The organism is Nonomuraea roseola (genome assembly GCF_039535395.1).
GTDB classification, from domain to species: Bacteria; Actinomycetota; Actinomycetes; order Streptosporangiales; family Streptosporangiaceae; genus Nonomuraea; species Nonomuraea roseola.
In genome coordinates this window covers 689979-707936 of the sequence record NZ_BAAAXC010000014.1, presented here as the reverse complement: position 1 = coordinate 707936, position 17958 = coordinate 689979, and the positions used below count along the sequence as shown (strand labels likewise).

16 protein-coding genes are annotated in these 17958 nt (G+C 70.0%); 9 read left to right on the top strand and 7 right to left on the bottom strand.

Going from position 1 to position 17958, the window contains the following annotated elements; translation table 11 throughout:
* Nucleotides 1–277 precede the first annotated feature (277 nt).
* The 3 genes from bla to ABFX55_RS21685 all read left to right on the top strand — a co-directional run bounded on the left by bla (nucleotide 278) and on the right by ABFX55_RS21685 (nucleotide 5114).
* Entirely contained in the window at nucleotides 278–1231 is a 954-nt protein-coding gene (gene bla / locus ABFX55_RS21695; protein ID WP_346123693.1) for a class A beta-lactamase, read from the top strand.
* Nucleotides 1231–3450 carry a transglycosylase domain-containing protein gene (locus ABFX55_RS21690; protein ID WP_346123691.1) on the top strand — a complete coding sequence of 740 codons (2220 nt, stop codon included), beginning with the start codon at nucleotides 1231–1233 and terminating at the stop codon, nucleotides 3448–3450. Before bla ends, ABFX55_RS21690 begins: the two co-directional genes overlap by 1 nt.
* 116 nt (nucleotides 3451–3566) lie before the next feature.
* Nucleotides 3567–5114, top strand: a complete 1548-nt coding sequence (locus tag ABFX55_RS21685; RefSeq protein WP_346123689.1) for a penicillin-binding transpeptidase domain-containing protein — start codon at nucleotides 3567–3569, stop codon at nucleotides 5112–5114.
* A gap of 828 nt (nucleotides 5115–5942) precedes the next feature.
* Here ABFX55_RS21685 and ABFX55_RS21680 read toward each other — a convergent pair.
* Genes ABFX55_RS21680 through ABFX55_RS21665 form a run of 4 tightly spaced genes read right to left on the bottom strand, consistent with a single transcriptional unit; the run spans nucleotide 5943 to nucleotide 11368 of the window.
* On the bottom strand, nucleotides 5943–7274 hold the full coding sequence (locus ABFX55_RS21680; protein WP_346123688.1) for a PhoPQ-activated protein PqaA family protein: 1332 nt from the start codon (nucleotides 7272–7274) through the stop codon (nucleotides 5943–5945).
* A complete protein-coding gene (locus tag ABFX55_RS21675; protein ID WP_346123686.1) occupies nucleotides 7267–8631 on the bottom strand; it encodes an MFS transporter in 1365 nt (454 codons plus the stop codon). Before ABFX55_RS21675 ends, ABFX55_RS21680 begins: the two co-directional genes overlap by 8 nt.
* Before the next feature lie 6 nt (nucleotides 8632–8637).
* Complete coding sequence (locus tag ABFX55_RS21670) at nucleotides 8638–9819, bottom strand: acyl-CoA dehydrogenase family protein (RefSeq protein ID WP_346123684.1); 1182 nt, start codon at nucleotides 9817–9819, stop codon at nucleotides 8638–8640.
* 10 nt (nucleotides 9820–9829) lie between these two features.
* On the bottom strand, nucleotides 9830–11368 hold the full coding sequence (locus ABFX55_RS21665; RefSeq protein ID WP_346123682.1) for an acyl-CoA synthetase: 1539 nt from the start codon (nucleotides 11366–11368) through the stop codon (nucleotides 9830–9832).
* Between the two features lie 114 nt (nucleotides 11369–11482).
* Between ABFX55_RS21665 and ABFX55_RS21660 the strand changes: the two genes are divergently transcribed.
* The gene (locus ABFX55_RS21660) at nucleotides 11483–12112 is read left to right on the top strand and encodes a TetR/AcrR family transcriptional regulator (protein ID WP_346123681.1); all 630 of its coding nucleotides are present in this window, start codon (nucleotides 11483–11485) and stop codon (nucleotides 12110–12112) included.
* A gap of 178 nt (nucleotides 12113–12290) precedes the next feature.
* Here the strand turns inward: ABFX55_RS21660 and ABFX55_RS21655 are convergent, their stop codons facing one another.
* Nucleotides 12291–12617, bottom strand: coding sequence for an nSTAND1 domain-containing NTPase (locus ABFX55_RS21655; protein ID WP_346123679.1), 327 nt, complete (start codon nucleotides 12615–12617; stop codon nucleotides 12291–12293).
* 137 nt (nucleotides 12618–12754) lie between these two features.
* On the bottom strand, nucleotides 12755–13360 hold the full coding sequence (locus ABFX55_RS21650) for a hypothetical protein (RefSeq protein ID WP_346123677.1): 606 nt from the start codon (nucleotides 13358–13360) through the stop codon (nucleotides 12755–12757).
* Nucleotides 13361–13577: 217 nt separating this feature from the next.
* Here ABFX55_RS21650 and ABFX55_RS21645 point away from each other — a divergent pair, with 217 nt between their 5' ends.
* From ABFX55_RS21645 to ABFX55_RS21630, 4 genes are all read left to right on the top strand, one after another.
* The gene (locus ABFX55_RS21645; protein WP_379478970.1) at nucleotides 13578–14042 is read left to right on the top strand and encodes a SigE family RNA polymerase sigma factor; all 465 of its coding nucleotides are present in this window, start codon (nucleotides 13578–13580) and stop codon (nucleotides 14040–14042) included.
* A 1-nt stretch (nucleotide 14043) separates the two neighbouring features.
* Nucleotides 14044–14928, top strand: coding sequence for a hypothetical protein (locus ABFX55_RS21640; RefSeq protein WP_346123673.1), 885 nt, complete (start codon nucleotides 14044–14046; stop codon nucleotides 14926–14928).
* A 102-nt stretch (nucleotides 14929–15030) separates the two neighbouring features.
* On the top strand, nucleotides 15031–15276 hold the full coding sequence (locus ABFX55_RS21635; RefSeq protein ID WP_346123671.1) for a hypothetical protein: 246 nt from the start codon (nucleotides 15031–15033) through the stop codon (nucleotides 15274–15276).
* A gap of 273 nt (nucleotides 15277–15549) precedes the next feature.
* Complete coding sequence (locus ABFX55_RS21630) at nucleotides 15550–15792, top strand: hypothetical protein (RefSeq protein WP_346123669.1); 243 nt, start codon at nucleotides 15550–15552, stop codon at nucleotides 15790–15792.
* A gap of 308 nt (nucleotides 15793–16100) precedes the next feature.
* On the opposite strand, the gene ABFX55_RS21625 is transcribed toward ABFX55_RS21630, so the two are convergent.
* Nucleotides 16101–16403 carry a hypothetical protein gene (locus ABFX55_RS21625; protein WP_346123667.1) on the bottom strand — a complete coding sequence of 101 codons (303 nt, stop codon included), beginning with the start codon at nucleotides 16401–16403 and terminating at the stop codon, nucleotides 16101–16103.
* 718 nt (nucleotides 16404–17121) lie between these two features.
* On the opposite strand from ABFX55_RS21625, the gene ABFX55_RS21620 reads away from it, so the two are divergent.
* Nucleotides 17122–17916 (top strand): carbon-nitrogen hydrolase family protein, encoded by a 795-nt coding sequence (locus tag ABFX55_RS21620; RefSeq protein WP_346123665.1) that lies wholly within the window; start codon nucleotides 17122–17124, stop codon nucleotides 17914–17916.
* The last annotated feature ends 42 nt before the right edge of the window (nucleotides 17917–17958 follow it).

Genomic DNA, 17958 nt, shown 5'->3' with positions numbered 1-17958 from the left:
CCGCAGGAGGCGCGGCAGCCGCCCCGCATCCGGTTCCCCGGAGCCACGTCGCCTGTCGGTAGCCAGAAGCGCGCATCAGCACCGGCCTGTATCGAAGACCGCTTCACCGATGGGCGGGCGATGGCCGGGCGCGGCCGATCGCGAGCAGCGTCCAAGCCTCTGACCAGGCTTCATACGTGATCGGATATGAACCCCGTCCCAATATCGCTATTAGACATCGTCTCGTCGGATCTGCTTTGCTCCTGCCTTCTGGCGATCGACAGGTAAAGGACATGACATGCGAAACCTCCGCGCCCGGCGTCTACCGGGAGCGCTGGAAGCCGTCGCGTTGACGATCTCCCTCCTGGCGGGTGGCGCCCTCGGCGCGGGCACGGCCTCGGCTGCGGCGACGCCCGCGACCGCCGTACAGCCGCAGGAGCCCGCCGAGGCCGCCGCCCGGAAGGAACTGCGCGCGCTGGAGGTGTCCTTCAAGGGCCGCATCGGCGCGTATGCCGTGGACACGGCCACCGGCAGGACGATCGCGTACCGGTCAGGCGAGCGCTTCCCGCTGCTGTCCACCTTCAAGGCGGTCGTCGCCGCTGCCGTCCTGCAGAAGGCGCGCACCTCCGAGCCGGGCCTCATGGACAAGGTCGTCAAGTGGACGGCCGCCGACCTGAAGCCCAACTCACCTGTCACCGAGAAGCACGTCGCGGACGGCCTGACCGTCGCCCGGCTCTGCGAGGCGGCCATCACTCTGAGCGACAACACCGCGGCGAACGTGCTGCTCAAGCAGATCGGTGGTCCCGCGGGCCTGACGAAGTACTTCAGGACGCTGAAGGACCCGATCTCGCGCCTGGACCGCTGGGAGACCGAGCTCAACGACTGGAACCCCAAGGAGCGGCGCGACACCACCACGCCCGCGGTCATGGCCCGTGACCTGCGCGCCCTCACCACCGGGAACGCGCTCCACGTCAAGGACCGGGAGCGGCTCAACGCCTGGCTGATCGGCAACAAGACCGGCGACGCCCGCATCCGCGCCGGCCTGCCGAAGAGCTGGGCCGTCGGCGACAAGACCGGCACCACCTCGGCGTACGGCGCCGCCAACGACATCGCCGTCGTGTGGCCGGGCAAGTCGGGCGCGCCGATCATCATGTCCATCTACACCAACCGGAAGGCCGCGAACGCCCCCGCTGACGAGAAGGTCATCGCTGACACCGCCACCATCCTGGCTCGTGGGCGCGGGAGACTCTGATGTCACGTCGGGGGACGAAGATCATACGGCTCGCCGTCGCGGGCGCGGCGGCGGGCGTGCTGGTGGCGGGGATCGCTTTTCCGGCCGTGGGGGGCGCGGGTCTCGGCTTCGTGTCGGCGGAGGGCGCGGTCGGCCTGGGGCCGGTCGACCTCGTCGAGCCGCCGCCGGCCGAGGTCACGATCGTGCAGGACGCCAAGGGGCGCGAGATCGCTCGCTTCTACGAGGAGTACAGGGAGGTCGTCTCCCTCGACGCGATCGCCGAGGTCATGAAGACGGCGATCGTCGCGATCGAGGACGACCGCTTCTACGAGCACGGCGCCATCGACGTCGAGGGCACGATACGGGCGCTGGCCAAGAACCTGCAGTCGGGAAGGGTGAGCCAGGGCGGGTCGAGCATCACCCAGCAGTACGTGAAGCAGGTTCTGCTCAACTCCGCCACCACCGACGCGCAGCGCAACGCCGCTCTGGAGGCCAGCTACGCGCGCAAGCTGAACGAGCTGCGGTACGCCATGGGGGTCGAGAGGAAGTACACCAAGGAGCAGATCCTCGAGAAGTACCTGAACATCGCCTACTTCGGCGCCGGCGCCTACGGCGTCGAGGCGGCGGCCGAACGCTTCTTCGGCGTCAGGGCCGGCAAGCTTACGTTGCCGCAGGCGGCGACGCTGGCGGGCGCCGTCCAGGACCCGAACGCCACCGATCCGAACCTGGGCAGGAAGCACCGCGAGCGGCTGCTGAAGCGTCGTGACGTCGTGCTGGACCGGATGGCCGAGCTGGGCAGGATCACCCCGCAGGAGGCCGCCGCGGCGAAGGCCACCAAGCTCGGTTACAAGGGCACGAAGATCCCCGGCGGCTGCGAGTCCAGTGCGCATCCGTACTTCTGCCTGTACGTCCGGCACGAGATCCTGAGCAACCCCGACTTCGGCAGGACGGCCCGCGCACGCCTGGAGATGCTCAACCGCGGTGGCCTGACGATCAGGACCACGCTCGACCCGGTGACGCAGGCGGCCGCGAATCGGGCGATCAGGAAGTACGTGCACGCCTCCGACCGCGCCGTCGCCTCCGAGGCCCTGGTCCAGCCGGGCACAGGAGCGATCAGGGCCATGGCGGCGAGCAGGCCGTACGGCGGAAGCAGGGCCAAGAACGAGATCTCCTACAACGTCGTCGCGGACGCCGAGCACGGCGGAGGCGTCGGCTTCCAGGCAGGCTCGACGTTCAAGGTCTTCACCCTGATCAACGCGCTGAAGAAGGGCATGAAGCTCGACGACGGCCTGAGCGCCGGCGCCGGGTACCGCGCGCCGGGCTACTCCGCGTTCAAGAACTGCAAGGGCGAGAGCATCGGCGACCCGACGCACACGGTCACCAACGACGAGGGCTCCCCAGGCTGGAAGACCCTCAGGACCGGCACCAGAACCTCGGTGAACACCTTCTTCATGGAGCTGGAGCAGCGGGTGGGGCTCTGCGGGACGGTCACCACGGCCAAGTCGCTGGGAATCCGCCGCTCGGACGGGCGCAAGCTGCAGGAGTACGAGACGTTCACGCTCGGCATCAACGAGATGGACCCGGTGACGGTGGCCAACGCGTACGCGGCGATCGCGGCGCGCGGCAAGTACTGCGCGCCGATGGCGATCACCCGGATCACCGATCGCGACGGCAGGGCCACCACGTACCGGCCGAAGTGCCGCCAGGCGCTCGATCCCGGGATCGCGGACGCCACGGCGGAGGTGCTGTCCGGGGTGTTCACCGAGGGCACGATGCGAGGCGTCGGCGGCATCGGGCGCGACGCGGCGGGTAAGACGGGCACCACCGACGCCTACGCGACCGCGTGGTTCGCCGGTTTCACCCCGGACATGGCGGCGGCGGTGAGCATCGGGGACCCGCGCGGCTCCAGCGACCACAAGCTGACAGGGGTGACGATCGGCGGGCGGTACTACGGGGCGGTGGCAGGGGCCACCCTTCCAGGGCCGATCTGGAAGGACACGATGATCGGCGCGCTGAAGGGTGTGCCGCCGACGTCGTTCACCCCCATCGACAAGGACAGGTTCGAGGGGTGCTCCCAGGACTGCCGACCCGCGTCGCGGCCGACGGACGGCGACGGCGATGACGCCAGGGAGCCTCGTCCCGAAGACGGGGACGATGTCATCGGGGACGACGGTCCCGGCTTCGGTGCGGGATCCGCCGCGCCGCCTGCCGGAGACCTCCCGATGCGCCGTGGCGAGTGACGGGAGGCGTCCGCGGCGTGCGGAGCGCGGGTGAGTGGCATGGCAGGACAGGGGAGGTGTTCGCGCAGCCGCGGACGGAGACACCGCCACGGCGTCCTGGGCGCGGGCGGACATGGGTGATCGCGGCGGGGCTGGTGCTCGTGGTCGCGGTCGCCGGGGTGATCTGGGCGCAGCCGCGCACGCGGGGATCGGCCGACGAGACGGCCCGGAGATACCTGGACGCGTGGTCGGCGCAGGAATACGCGGTGATGCGCGAGCTCGTGCTCGATCCGCCTGCCGACTTCGAGCAGGTGCACCAGGGCGTGTTCAGCGCTCTGGAGCTCGACGCGATGGCCTTCAGGATCCACACCCCCGGCGGGGTCTTCGCCGCCTCAACCGAGGATCTCGGTCATGCGACCTTCACCGCCACGCTCACCGGCCCTGGACCCGACTTCGCCTACGCGAGCCGGCTGGACCTCGTCGAGCACGAGCACCGCTGGAAGGTCTCCTGGAGCCCGGCCACCGTCCACCCTGAGCTCAAGCCTGGCCGCACGCTGCGGCTGGTCACAGGAGAGCCCGAATCGGTGCCGATCCTGGCGGCAGACGGCAGTCGCATCGACACCCCCGACGCGCCCAGGTCGGTGCGGCAACTGGCCGGCAGCCTCAAGACGAGGTTCCGCGACTGGCTGAGCGTGGGACGTCCCACCCGGATCGAGCTGGTCGAGGACGGCAGGCCGGTCAGGACGCTCGCCGAGAACAGCGCCCGCCAGCGCATGCCGCTCACCACCACGCTCGACCCGCGCGTCCAGCGGACCGGTGCGGACGCGCTCACGCTGACAGGGAAGCCGGCGGCGCTGGTGGCGTTGAAAGCCTCCACGGGTGAGATCCTGGCCTCGGTCAACAGCCGGGGCGGCTTCGACAGGGCGCTCATGGGCAGGTACCCGCCGGGCTCCACGTTCACGGTGGTGACGGCATCGGCCCTGCTCGCCGACGGGCTCTCCGCCGACCAGGTGGTGAGCTGCCCGGCCAGGCGGAACATCGGCGGCGTTCGGCTGCGCAACCCGTCGTCTCGCGGGTACGGCGGCCTGCCGTTCCGTGCCGCCTTCGCCCACGCGTGCGACACCACCGTCGGCGCGCTGGCGGTGAGCTCGCTCGAGGCCGAACGGCTGGCGAGGGTGGCGGGCGACTTCGGGTTCGGCGCGCCGATGGATCCGGGCGTGCCCGCCGTACGCGCCGACTTCCCCGTCCCCAAGGACGACGCCGCCCTGGCGTCCGCCTCGATCGGGCAGGGGCGGGTGCGGGCGAGCCCGCTGAACATGGCGGCGGTCGCCGCCGCCATCGCCCACGGTATCTGGCAGCCGCCCAGGCTGGTGCCCGCCGAGAAGGTGCCCACCGAAGGCGAGGCCCGGCGTCCGCTGGAGCCCTCGGTGACCAAGGCGTTGCGGTCCCTGCTGCCCGCGGTGGTCTCCGAGGACCCGGCCCGCGCCGCTCGCTTCCCTCGGGGCACCGTGGGAAAGGCCGGCTCCGCGGAGCACGGCTCGGGCAGGAGACTTGCCTGGTTCATCGGCTACAGGGACGATCTCGCCTTCTCGGTCGTCGTCGAGGGCGGCGGCGCGGGCTCGGCCATGGCGGCGCCGATCGCGGCCCGCTTCCTGCAAGGCCTGGAAGGGAATTCCCTTGACTGAGGAATCGGACGAGGCACCTGTGAGCTGCAGGAGGCGCGACCCCAAAGCGTCCAGAACGGACGTCTCGTCGGGGAAGGCCGGATCGCCGACGAGACGCAGGGGAGACGATCGAGAGCGGCAGAGCGATCCGGCGTGGCGCGTGGGGAGTCGGCGGTCTCGCTGGGTGATCTCGTGAGCCGAGGCCTGCCCGAAGATGTCGTCACCTGGCCCTAGATCCTGCCCATCAAGCCGAAGAGATTCGTCAGAAAGACTTTGGCGGACGATGAGTCGTATCCGGGCGGGCTCAGAGTCGGGGTGGACAGGAACGAGGCGATCTCCCTCCGGTCCACGGCGGGCCCCTTTCCTTCGAGGCCTGAGACGGTCCGGCTGACGAGGTCGTCGACTTCCCGCTGGCTGTATTCCAGCCCTGGCACGACCGGGAGCTCGAACTTGCGAACCTCCCGTGCCAGTTGCCTCGGTGACACCCGCTGCGGCAGCGTCCGGGCGGCGGCGGTCGCCTTGGCCGCACGCCGCTCTCGCGCCCTGGCCCACGGGGTGGTGCCGGTTCGGAGTTTCCGCGTCGCGCGCTCACCGACCAGGACCCGATGATCAACGTAGCCTCGTGCGGACAGGGGCGTCCATCTGAGAAGGCTGGGTGTGACGGAGCCCTGTCACCTGATCCGCGAGACGTGCCAAGTCCTCGCGTGCTGCCGTTCGGGAGTCGGCTGGAACCGGCGCATCGCCGAGGCTGCCGGCGGAGCACACCTGACCTGATGGGTCACCCCAGCCCCGGCGTCTCGTTCGAACGAGACGCCGGGGCCGCTCGCGCGGACAGCCGCGGAGCACGCCTTACTCGCCGGGCGGGCAGGCCGGCTCGATCTTCACCGCGTTGCTGACGAACCCCGGGTCGGCGGGGTCGCCGCTCTGGACCTCCACGTACCAGGCGAGGTTCTCGTCCGGCGGAAGCGGGATCCGGCCTCCGTACTCCCCGTCGGCCTCGAGGTGCAGCCTGGTCATGGACCAGGCCGCCGAGCGCCAGTCCATGCCGCGGTTCCGCGCGGTGACGAGCCGGACCGTGGTGGCGGGGCCGCCGGCCCGCGCCGTCACCACGAGTTCGCGTGCGCTTCGTTCGCCCCTCACCTCGAGAGCGGGCAGGTCATGGCCGTGGGCGAGGTGGGCCAGCCACATCCGCCAGGCGGCCAGCACCTTCTGCGACACCCAGGTATGCGTGAGGTTGTCGACGGCGAGCACCGTCGTCGGGCCGTGCGCATGCCGCATGGTCTGCGCCACGTCAACGGCGAAGAACGGATCGTTCGTGCCGTTCACCACGAACCAGGGCGTCGTGATGGTCTCCCTCCAGAAGTAGGGGTCGAACCGCTTCACCGCCTCGAACCCCAGGGCGCTGTTGAACATCGTCATCTGGTCGCCCGCCGTCTGGAAGCCGAGCCCGCCCCGCCGTATCGAGGGGCCGGCGACATCCAGCCCCAGCTGGGTGACCTTCCTGGCCGTGGCCTCGAACATGTTCATGCCGTTGGTCCCCGTGGTCATGATGCCGGCCAGCCGTTCAGGGTCCACGCCGGTCAGGATGCCGGCGCCGAGGCCCCGCTTGGAATGACCGAGCAGGACCGCCCGGCGGACGCCGAGCCCGGGAAGGTTCTGGAGCAGGGTGATGGCCCGCAGGTAGGACACGGCGACGGGGTAGTAGCCGTACCAGGTGAAGTCGCCGGTCTCGAAGAGCTTCTTGTTGGCGTAGCCGTTGAGGTCCGACTCGTTCATGCCGAGGAGGTGCGGCGGAGTCGCGTAGATCATGACGGGGAGGCCGAGATCCAGCGCCGCGCCTTCGGCGTACTCTGCCTCGGTCGACCTCCCTGTCTCCGGGATGGTGCGGCGTCGGTGGTCCGGGTTCGTCCAGAATTCGGCCTCCGTTGCCACGATTCCCGCCAGCCCGTGGCCTTGCTCGTGTTCCGGAGCGTAGATGTGGACGGGGTGGCGCCAGGTCATCCCATGCCATTCCTGGCTGGTGAAAGACAGCGAGATCTTCCGAACCCTGGAGCCGGGGCGCGCCAGGCTCTCCTGGAGCTGATCGGATTCGACGACGACGTCCAGCCCGGCGGCGTCGTACAGCTCGGCGAGATCGAAGAGCTCGGCGGGGCCGACCTGCTTCCACGCGTCGTCACGCATGGCCGTCCTCCTTGCCGGTTCCGACGGTCTCCAGGCTCACGCCCGTCGTCCGCGGCCCGAACAGGATGGCCAGGCAGCCGCCCATGACGCCGAGGATCGCCAGGAAGACGAAGACGGCGGTGTAGCCGAGGCCGGCGTAGATGGCGGTGACCAGCAAAGGCCCTGAGAAGTTGAAGACGCGTGACAGCGCGTTGGCCGTGCCGGCGCCCAGCGCCCGCACGCGGGTGGGGAAGATCTCCGCCGAGTAGACCTGGAGGAACGGCACCGCCATCTGGAAGAGCAGGCTGACCAGGCAGCCGAAGACGAGGATGGCCCACGGCGCCCTGGCGACGCTGAACATGAGGAGCACCAGCGCGAGCAGCGTGCCGATGGCGAGCTGGGTCTTGCGCCGGTCCCACCGGTCGATGAGGGGGATGGCCAGCAGCGCGCCCACAGGTGCCATGGAGGCCAGCGTCGCGGAGAGCAGCAGGGTGTCGTCGAGCTGCAGGCCGTTCTCCGCCAGCAGGGTGGGCGTCCAGGTCGTGAAGGCGGAGTAGGCGAGCAGTCCGGTGACCCACATGAGCGAGGCCAGGAGGAACCGGCCCCTGTTGGAGCCGCTCAGCAGCTCGGCGACGCGGGCGGGCGGCGCGGCGGGTTGCGCATCCGAGTCCGTGCGGGCCGCGGCCGGGTTCACGCCGCACTGGCGCTCGATCTCGCAGACCACCTCGTGAGCGCGGGCTGCCTGCCCGTGCGCCAGCAGCCAGCGCGGGCTCTCGGGCACCCACCGCCACACCAGCACGGTGAAGACGGCGCCGAGGATCCCGATGCCGAACAGCAGGCGCCAGCCCGCGGGCCACTGCGGGATCAGGAAGTAGCCCAGCCAGGCGGCGAGCGGGATGCCGAGCGACCCCACGACGACCTTGTAGGTCTGCAGGCGCCCGCGCATCGCGGCGGGCACGAACTCCGACAGGGTCACGATGGCGACGACCGCGGTGCCCTGCGCGCCGAAGAAGGTGAGCGTGCGAGCGGCCATGAGCTGGCCGGGCGACTGCACCAGCGTGCACAGCACCGCCGCCACGCAGTAGACCGTGCTGAAGATCAGCATGCTGCGCCGGCGACCCAGCCTGTCGGCCAGGTATCCGCCCAGGACACCTCCGCTGAAGGCGCCCAGCGAGCTCACGGCCGCCACGGCGGCGAAGGCGGAGATGGGGGCCTGCCACTGGGTCCGCAGCACGGGAAGGACGTAGGCGAACGAATGGGTCTCCACCCATTCGAACAGGATCATGCCGGCGAGGGCCAGGACCAGCTTGCGATGGAAGGACGTGAGCGGGAGCCGGTCGAGGCGATCTCCCAGCGTTCTGGCGGTGACGGTGTCCACGCGCGCTCAGTTCCGGTCGCCGAGGAACAGCTGGTGGGCGATGGCGTTCTTCTGGATCTCCGAGGACCCGGTGAGGACGCGGAACATGCGCAGGCTCCGGAACAGCCACTCCACCTCCGACCCGCGGACCAGACCGGCCTTGCCGTGAATCTGGACCGCCTCGTCGGCGATGCGGAAGGCCGTCTCGGCGACGAAGAGCTTGCTCATGAAGGCCTCGGCGCGTGGCCTGCCTCCCGCATCGAGCGCGGCCAGCCCGTCATAGGTCATGCTCCGCGCCGCGTAGTAGCCGGTTGCCATGTCCGCGACCTTGTGCTGGATGGACTGCAGAGCGGCGAGAGGACCGCCGAAGACCTCCCTCGTCCTGGCGAAGTCCAGGGTGAGGGCGAGCGCGCGGCGAGTCAGGCCGAGGACGGTGGGGCAGTGCAGGAGGCGGTTGGCCGTGACGCGTCCCAGTCCGATGCGCAGCCCGTCGCCGACCTCACCGAGGAGCTGGCCAGGGCCGACGTAGCAGTCGTCGAGGATGATGTCGCTCTCGATGTGCTGGCCTGACATGGGAGTCTCCGCGTCGCGGACGGTGCAGCCAGGCGAGTCGAGGTCGACAAGGAACGCGGCGTAGTCATCGGAGCCTGCCACTCTGGCGATCAGCACGGAGAAGTCCGCGAACGGTCCCGCGGAGGAGAACACCTTGTGGCCCGTGATGCGCCACCCCTGTCCGTCAGGCGTCGCCGTGGTGGTCATGGCCCGCACGTCGGAGCCCGCGCCGGTCTCGGTGAGCGAGAAACAGCACGCCCGTTCGGCTCGGATGACAGGGAGCAGGTACCTGTCGAGCTGCTCCCTGGTGGCGTACCGGAGGATGGAGCCCGCGCGCAACGGCCCGCCCATGTCGCCGAGCACGCTGAGCTGGAGGACCCGTCCCGAAGCGCCGACCTCCTCCTTCAGCGCGCCCAGCTCGGTGAAGCTGAGCCCCTGTCCGCCGTGCTCCGGCGGCAGGTGGATGCCATAGAAACCGAGCTCGCGGCTACGTCGCCAGACAGGCTCGAGCACGTCTCTGGTGTAGCGGGACTCATGGGTGAGGCCGAGCTTCGCCTCGTAGTCGGCGAGCTCTCCGTCGAGGTAGTCGCGAAGCCTGGTGACGAGCTCCCGCAGGCGCGGGGTCTCGTCGTAGGTGGGGGTCAGGGTGAAAGGCATCGGTTGCTCCTCAGTGCACGTTCCGAGCGGTGTCGCTCCAGTAGGGCTCTCGTACGGCGCGGCGGTCGATCTTGCCGTTGCGGTTGATCGGCAGGCCGGCGACGAACTCGACTGACTTGGGCTTCTTGATGCGTGACAGGCGCTCGCCGCAGAAGTCGATGAGCGTCTCCGCGCTCACCTCGGCGCCCGGACGTGTGATCACCACGGCCTTGACGGCCTCGCCCCACTTCTCGTCCGGGACGCCCACGACGCAGGCCTCGGCCACGTCGGGGTGCTCGTACAGAACGGCTTCGACCTCGCTGCTGTAGATGTTGAAGCCGCCTGAAATGATCATGTCTTTCTTGCGGTCGACGATGAACAGGTAGCCGTCCTCGCGCAGGTAGCCGACGTCGCCGGTGTGCACCCACCCGTCGCGGAAGGTCTCGGCGGACAGCTCGGGCTCGTTCCAGTACTCGCGGACGCAGTCGGGACCGCGCACCACCACCTCGCCGTGCACACCGGCGGGGACTGGCCGGCCTTCGCCGTCGACGACGCGGACCTCCGTGTCGAACATCGCCCTGCCGCACGACAGCAGCAGCTCGGGGTCGGTGGTGGTGCCCGTCAGGACGTCCTGCCTGGTCAGGACCGTGACGCCGCTGGTCGTCTCGCCCAGCCCGTAGCCCTGCATGATGACCGGCCCGAACGCCTCCACCGCCTGGCGCAGCCGCTGGGGGGACACCGGCGCGCCGCCGACGGCCAGCCTCTCCAGACTGGACAGGTCGGTCGCGGTGATCGCCGCGTCCGCCAGGACCATGTTCAGCATGATCGGCACGAGGAACGTCGAGGTGATGCGCTCGGCTTCGATGGTGCGCAGGAACTGCCCCGCATCCCATTGCGGCAGTACCACGACGGTCGCGCCGCGTGACAGGGCGGCGAGAATGCCCATGCCGGTGGCGTGGGTGATGGGGCCGGCCGCGAGGTAACGCTCCTCGGTCGAGGGGGCGCCGTCCGGGTTCATCAGGAGCTTGCGCATGTTGGCCAGCCGATTGCCCTGGGTCTGGACGGCGGCCTTGAGCTTGCCGGTGGATCCGGAGGTGAAGTTGAGCACGGCCGGGTCGTGCTCGTCCACGTCGATGGCCACCTGCTCGTCCGAACCCTCGGCCAGCAGGTCCGCGAGGTCGCGGTCGTAGTCGATCACCAAGCAGTCCGTGGCGCCGCGCCCGGCCGCCGCCCGGGCCGGCTCGGCGCGGGGCGCGTCGGTGAACAACACCCGGACGGCGGCGTCGGTCAGGATGTGCTCGATCTCCTCTGTGGCGAGCTTGGCGTTGATGGGCACCCTGAGGAACGCGCCCTTGTACAGGGCCATCTCCGTGACGACCACCTGATCGCTGTTGCCCGCGAACGTCGCCACGGCCTGCCCAGGAGCGACCCCGCGAGCCAGCAGGGCGGAGGCCAGCCGGTTCGTGACCGCCTCCAGCTGCCGGTAGGTCCAACGGCGCTCCCCACAGACCAGCGCCTCACGGTCGGGCCAGAACATGCTGCTCCGGCTGAGATAGCTGCCCAGATTCACGTGGTGGTCCTCAATCTTGGTCGCTATGATTGATAGTGGACAGCATGTTTAAAAACATGCACCACGTCAATGGGCGGATAGACTGCGGCCTGGTTGACCATGGAGAGGGGCCAGATGCCGCAGGAAGATCGCCGCACGCGGCGCACCCGCCGCCTACTGCGTGACGCGCTGGTGGCTCTGGTGCTCGAGCGCGGGTATGCCGGTATCACGGTGGAGGACATCACCGAGCGCGCCGACCTGGGGCGGGCGACGTTCTACAGCCACTACACGGACAAGGACGCGCTGCTCAGCCAGATCGTCGCCGACCTGCAGGCCGAGCTGGACAGCCGTCTGGAGCCGCTGCTGCGAGCGCCTTCGGTCGGTTTCAGCGGCAAGCCGATCCTGGAGATGTTCCGCCACGCCGCGGAGGAACGCGACGCCTACCGCGTCATCCTGCGAGGTGAGGGTGACGGCCGCGCCCTGCGGGAGCTCATGGAGGCGCGCAGCGCCGCCGCCGCGACGGTGTTCGGGCATCGGGCCCGCGCCATGGAGGTGACCCCACGCATCGACATCGACGTGCTGGCCAGAGCATGGGTCGGCGAGCAGATCGCCGTACTGCGCTGGTGGCTGGAGGCCGAGCCTCAGCAACTGTCGGCGGAAGCGGTGACCCACATGCTGCTGGAGCTGTCGCTGCGCGGAAGGTACTGGGCCAACGGCTTCGACGGTGATCCACCCGCGGCGTCGGAAGAGGGCAGCCCGGACTGAAACCCCCGGCGCAGTGACCTTCCGATCGGACGGAGATGCGCGGTCATGATCGATGGGGCGTGTCGGCCGCCTGGTGCCTGCGGACGTGGCATCGCGAGATCAACGAGGTCTGCCCTCGCGAGGTCTGGCTCGGCCGGAGAAGCAACGGGATACCGCAAACAGTTGATCTTATGGCGGGTCAGATCGGGAGGCGATGCAGCAGGCGCGCCCATCTCCTGGAGGGCGGCCCTGGTGAGGGTGGTTCCCTCGCGGCGCTGCCAGAGGCCGAGCATGGCGGCGACAGCAGCGGCAGCGCACCCGACGTCTCGGACACGAGTTCGTCGAGCAGGCCCGGTTCCAGCGACAGCCCCGCCCTCTGGGCCGGGCCCTCGACCGCGCGCCGGGTCTCGGTGGAGGACATGCCGTGCACGATCACCGTGTTGGCCGCCAGGAGGTCGGCGAGCGCGGGGAGGGGACGGGGTGCGGCGGCCGTCCGTGCGGGGCCCGCCCCGCACCCGGTGAGCACCAGCAGGGCGACGGCGGGGCGGCCCTCCTGAGCGTGTGAGCCTTCGTGCGAGAACCCTGCGCCGCCCCGGCTACCAGGCGGTTACCGGCCGGCTACCGCGCAGCGCTCCCGGCCTTTTCCTGCAGGCGGTTGCTCCGTCAACGCCACCTGCGGTGGACGCGGACGATCGCGGTGAACGCGCCGTCGTTGTCCAGCGAGTCATCGTCGTTGACCATCAACCGGACCATGGTCTCCCGGTCGCGGGGCGCGGGGACGCACTTCGGCGTGCCGTACCCGACGTAGAACGCGCCCCTGGACACCGCGGCCGTCCCGCTGGTGGCCTTGCGCGTGTACGTCGTGCGGCGGACACCGGTGGCGCGGTCGTAGAACACACCCACCAGGGAGAAACGCGGGCTTCCCGGCATCGGCCAGGCGTACCCGCCATGCCGTCCCTTGTCCCAGGGCGCGGTGTCGCCCGGCCAGCCATCGGGGCCGTTCTGACCGCTGAGGAAGACGCCTGAGCCGATCTGGCCGCCCACGTCGGTCACCGTGATCCCCCCGCCCTTCCCGATCGTGACCACCTGGGCGCCGCCGTCCTGCACGAGGGCGCCGGACCTTCCGCTCACACTGAGCTTGGCGTGGAAGACGGGACCGGCGTTCGGGCAGGTGGGCCAGTCCGGGCCGGCGTGGGCCGTTGCCGTTGGCGTGGGGACGTGCGCGGCCGTCATCAGCAAGGCGGCCACCAGGGTACTGCGCACCATCATGGGCTCTCCCTTTCGGTTCGCCCCGACGCTATGCGTGGGCCGCAGCGCGGTCCTGAGTAATCGCCTACTCATGTTTCGTCCGAGGACCGCCCCGCGCCCGCCTGCGGCTCCCCTTTGAGAGGCTCACGCCATAGATACACGGTCTTGGCCGCGTCTACGCGGATGAGACCCGAGGAGAGCCTTGCAACCCAGCCAGCAACACGAGTTCGCCGCATTCGTGGCCAGCCGATCGGACAGCCTGATCAGACTCGCCTACGTCCTGACCAACGACCAGCACGCCGCGGAGGACCTCTTACAGACTGCGTTGATGAAGACCGCGGGCCACTGGCGGAGGATTCGCGGCAACCCCGAGGCGTACGTGCGCAAGGTGATGTACCACGAGCAGGTCGGCCGCTGGCGAAGTCCGCGCTGGGGGCGGGAACGCGTGGTCCACGCGCCTCCCGAGCAGCTGGTCGAGGACCGCACGCGGGAGGTCGAGGACCGTCTCACCCTGCGGCAGGCGCTGCGGGCGTTGCCGGTGCGCAAGCGCGCGGTCCTGGTCCTGCGTTACTACGAGGACCTGCCCGAGTCGGAGGTCGCGAAGATCATGGGCTGCTCGGTGGGGACCGTCCGCAGCCAGACCCATCAAGCGGTCGCCAGGCTGCGTGAACTGGTCGGCGAACACCTCATCCTGGAGGCCTGACATGCCCATCAACGAACAGCGGATCGCCGAGGAACTACGGCTGATCGCGGACGAGGCCCAGCCGGTCGACCCGGTCGGCTACGCCACCCGGGCGGGCGCCGGAGCGTCGAGGCGCCGCCGGCTGTCCTGGTCGCTGGCCGGGCTCGTGACCGCCACGGCGCTCGTCGCCGGCGTCTTCGTCGTGTCCCCCTTGCGCGAAGGCGGGGACATCGCCGCGCAGGTCGCCGCACTTCCGCGGAACACTCCTGAGCAACTGCGGCTGGTTCGCGACTGCATGCCCATGGGAGGTCCGGTGCACAACATGGACCCCGGCCTGCGGATCCCTGAAGAGGGTAGAGCCGAGGACTTCCGCGTGCTAACGGAGTATCGCGACAAGGAAGGATCTACCGCGCTGGTCGGGAGCACCGCGGGCTTCGTCCTCTGCACGCCGACCGAGCAGAAGGACATGACGGAGCCCGCGGTGTTCACCTACTGGGGTTACCAGCCTCCCGGAAGCCTGACCCGCTTGGCTGGCAACCTCACCGTGGACGCCTACGAGACTCATGATCCTCCACCCGTAGGGCCCGAGCGCAGGCAGCGCAACGACTCCTACCTGGTCATCGCGGGGCGTGTCGCCCCTGGCGTGCAGCGGGTGGAGATCGTCTGGAAGGGCGGGCGGCGCACCGACGCGCGGGTGGCCAACGGCTTCTTCCTCGGACGGATGCTCACGGGATTGGTTCCTGCTCCCGAAGGCCTCGGGGAAGGGCCGCTCAAACCCAAGCAGATAGTGGACACGCCATCAGCCACGGTGACCGCCTACGACCAGGCGGGCCGGGTCATCGGGCAAGAGAAGAACGTCCACTACTCATGGCGAGGTCCTACCTCCCGGCCCAGCCCCACCCCCTGACCGCGTCGATTCGGCTGGGCGGTACGTGGCAGCGACCCGACCCCGCAATTAGATCGACAAGCGTTTTGCCCGCTCATGACGCCCACCCTGCCATCGTGGAGTATGGACGCCTCGGGGGAGGAGCGCTGGCTGAGCGTGCTGCGGGAACACGCCGCACGTCTCGCCTTCCCCGACTGGACGTCCGGCCCCGACGACTGGCCGAGCTTCTACACCTCCTTCGACGACGCCGCCGAGCCGTACATGGAAGTCACCGTCTACCGGGGCGTCGACCGCATCCACTACCGCCGATACACCGGCGACGAGCTGGCGGCGTTCTGGGCGAGGCTCCTCGACACGCTGACCGAATAGGCGCAGGACGGGCCTCGGGGAACGGCCAGGCACGAGCCGCCGCGACCCCCGCGGACGGCGCCGGACCAGGCAGCCGGCCGCGCTCGACGAGTCCATGTCCGGTCACGCCTGACATGGGAGACTGGAGGGACGTCATCCTCCCATCCACCTCCCGGATGATCGCTTCCCGCGCGGGAGGCGTCGACGTGGCGCGGCGCACTTCGCCGGTCCACGTCCCGAAGAGGCGTACGAGATGACCGTGGCCGGATGGCTGAGGCTGGGCGAGGAGGAGTAATGAGCGCTCCGACGGTGTGGCGTGACCTGCTGTCCGAGGTCAAAGGCACCCGCCAGCGGGTGACCGTGCACCTGTACGGCGGCCAGTCCCTCAAGGGCGTGGTCGTCGAGCTCGACGACGTGAACGAAGTCGTCGTACTCGACGAATACGCGCACGGTTCCACGGTGGCGGCCCACGAATCCCCCGTCCACACAGTCGCCCTGTCGGCCGTGCAGGCCGTCACGGTCCATCGGCACGAATAGGCGGGGAAACCGCGACGCCGTCGGGGACGTTTCACTCGAGGATTCCCAGCAGTCCGTCGGGCTCCGACAGGCGTACCCGCCATGCGCCCCTTGTCCCGAGGCGCGGTGTCGCCCGGCCGGCGATCGGGGCCGCTGAGGAGGACGCCTGAGCCGAGCCGGCCGCCCACCTCCGTGACCGTGATCGCCTCGCTCAGGACAGGCGGCAGGATCTTCGCCGTGCTCGTCGACGGCGGGCTCGTGGTGAAGCTGCCCGCGCAACGGCGCGTGACGGCCGCGGGCCGCGTCGCCGAGGGTGAGCGGGGGACACCTTACCTGGATTCGGGGTGCTCGCTGTGGACGGGAGGACGGCTCGCCTCGGGTTCGGGCAGCCAGGCGTCATCAGTCAGGTGCAGCCATCCTTCGGCATCGGCGAGGTCGCGGGCGGCGTCCCGAAGCGCCGTCAGGCCGGGATGGTGCAGGCCCTGGCGCCAGATCATGCTCCATGGGTAGAGCGCGACGGGTTGCACGAGCGGGCGGATGACCGCGCCTGGGACGTCCGGTTGGCTGCTGATGGTCAGCACCGGCAGGTCCCATTGCTGGACGTGATAGGCCAGTTCGTCGATGCCCCGCACGTTGGGCCGGGGCGGGCGGCATGTTGGTGTCGGCGAACAGTTGGAGCATGGTGCGTTCCCACTCGGCGGAGGCATGGTCGCCGCAGTGCCAGCAGGCGTCGGTCTCCCGGAGGGCGGCCAGCGGTACCTCGGCGCACGCGGCGAGTGGATGGCGTTCCGGCAGGAGGACGGAGATCCGCTCGTACCGGATCAGCTGGTGTTCCGAACCTCCCGGTACGTGACCGGTCGTGCCATGCCAGCGGCCGAAGGTGACATCGAGCCGATGCGCGGCCAGCAGCGGGAGGGCGGCGTCCAGCCCGCCGTGGAAGGATCTGCCGTCAGCGCTGCTGCCATGCCCATGATTGTTGAGGACTCTCCCAGAGATCGACAAACGACTTTCATCGGAGGCCGAGCGGTCGGGACGTGGACGCTGAAGGCGCGTGCCTGTGCCGTCCTGGGAGCGGTCCGGTGTTCGACACCTCCGGTGACGGCTTCAGGTGACGTACGGCAGCGGCCGTGTCGATGAGAAACATGTGCTTGGACCGGGCTCACGCGATCCGGACGACGTGGTTTCCGCAGCCCTTGCGCGCCGATCACGCCGGCCGGGCCGACGCCCTGCCGCCGCCGGCCCCGCTCGGCCTCCACGTGCGCTGGCCCACGGCGCGGCGGGAGCGAGCACCGCCATGCACTGGGGGAGCCGGAGGATGGTGACGAGATCACGGTCGATACGATGCCAGGCATGCCCTCAGAGTCGTTGGTCGTCTCGGTCGCCCAGCTTTCCGCGACGCCGGGGGATGTGGAGACGAACGCCCTGTCGGCGGCCGCGGTGGTACGCGGCGCCGCCGATGCGGGGGCGAGGCTGCTGATGTTCCCCCAGCTCTCGCTGGTGGGCTACGACCTCGCCCTCTTCGCCGACCCGTCCTGCTGGGTGACAGAGAACGATCCGCGGCTCGACGTCGTGCGCAAGGCCGTCCAGGAAGCCGGGGTGACCGCGGTGGTGGGCGCGGCCTACCGCTGGCCGGACGGCACGCCCTGGATCGCCTCCCTGGTGATGCGCCCTGACGCGGAGATGCTCGTCCACGGCAAGCGGAACCTGCACGGCCTGGAGCGAGACCTGTTCCGGCCCGCGGGCAAGGGCGAGCTCCTCGACGTCGACGGCTGGCGCGTCGCCCTGGCTCTCTGCCTCGACGCCGGCATGCCCAGGCACGCCGAGGACGCGGCCCGCGACGGTGCCGAGGTGTACGCCGCGTCCGCCCTCTACACCCAGGAGGAGGCGCGGCGCATGGACATCCACATGGCGGCCAGAGCCATGGACCACCGCATGTTCTCCGTCATGGCCAATCATGCGGGCACGGGGCCGGGGTGGCGCTCGTGCGGCGGCAGCGGAGCCTGGCACCCGGACGGCAGGAGGCTGACCCAGGCGGGCACCGAGCCCGGCCTGTTCACCACGGCCCTGTCGCGCGGCGAGCTCCAGGCGTTGAGAGACAAGGACGCCCTGGCCGGGTATCCGCGCGGAGCAGGGACCGACAGATGACGGCGCCAGCTTCGGCGAGGCTCTCCGAGCCGCGGCGCCACC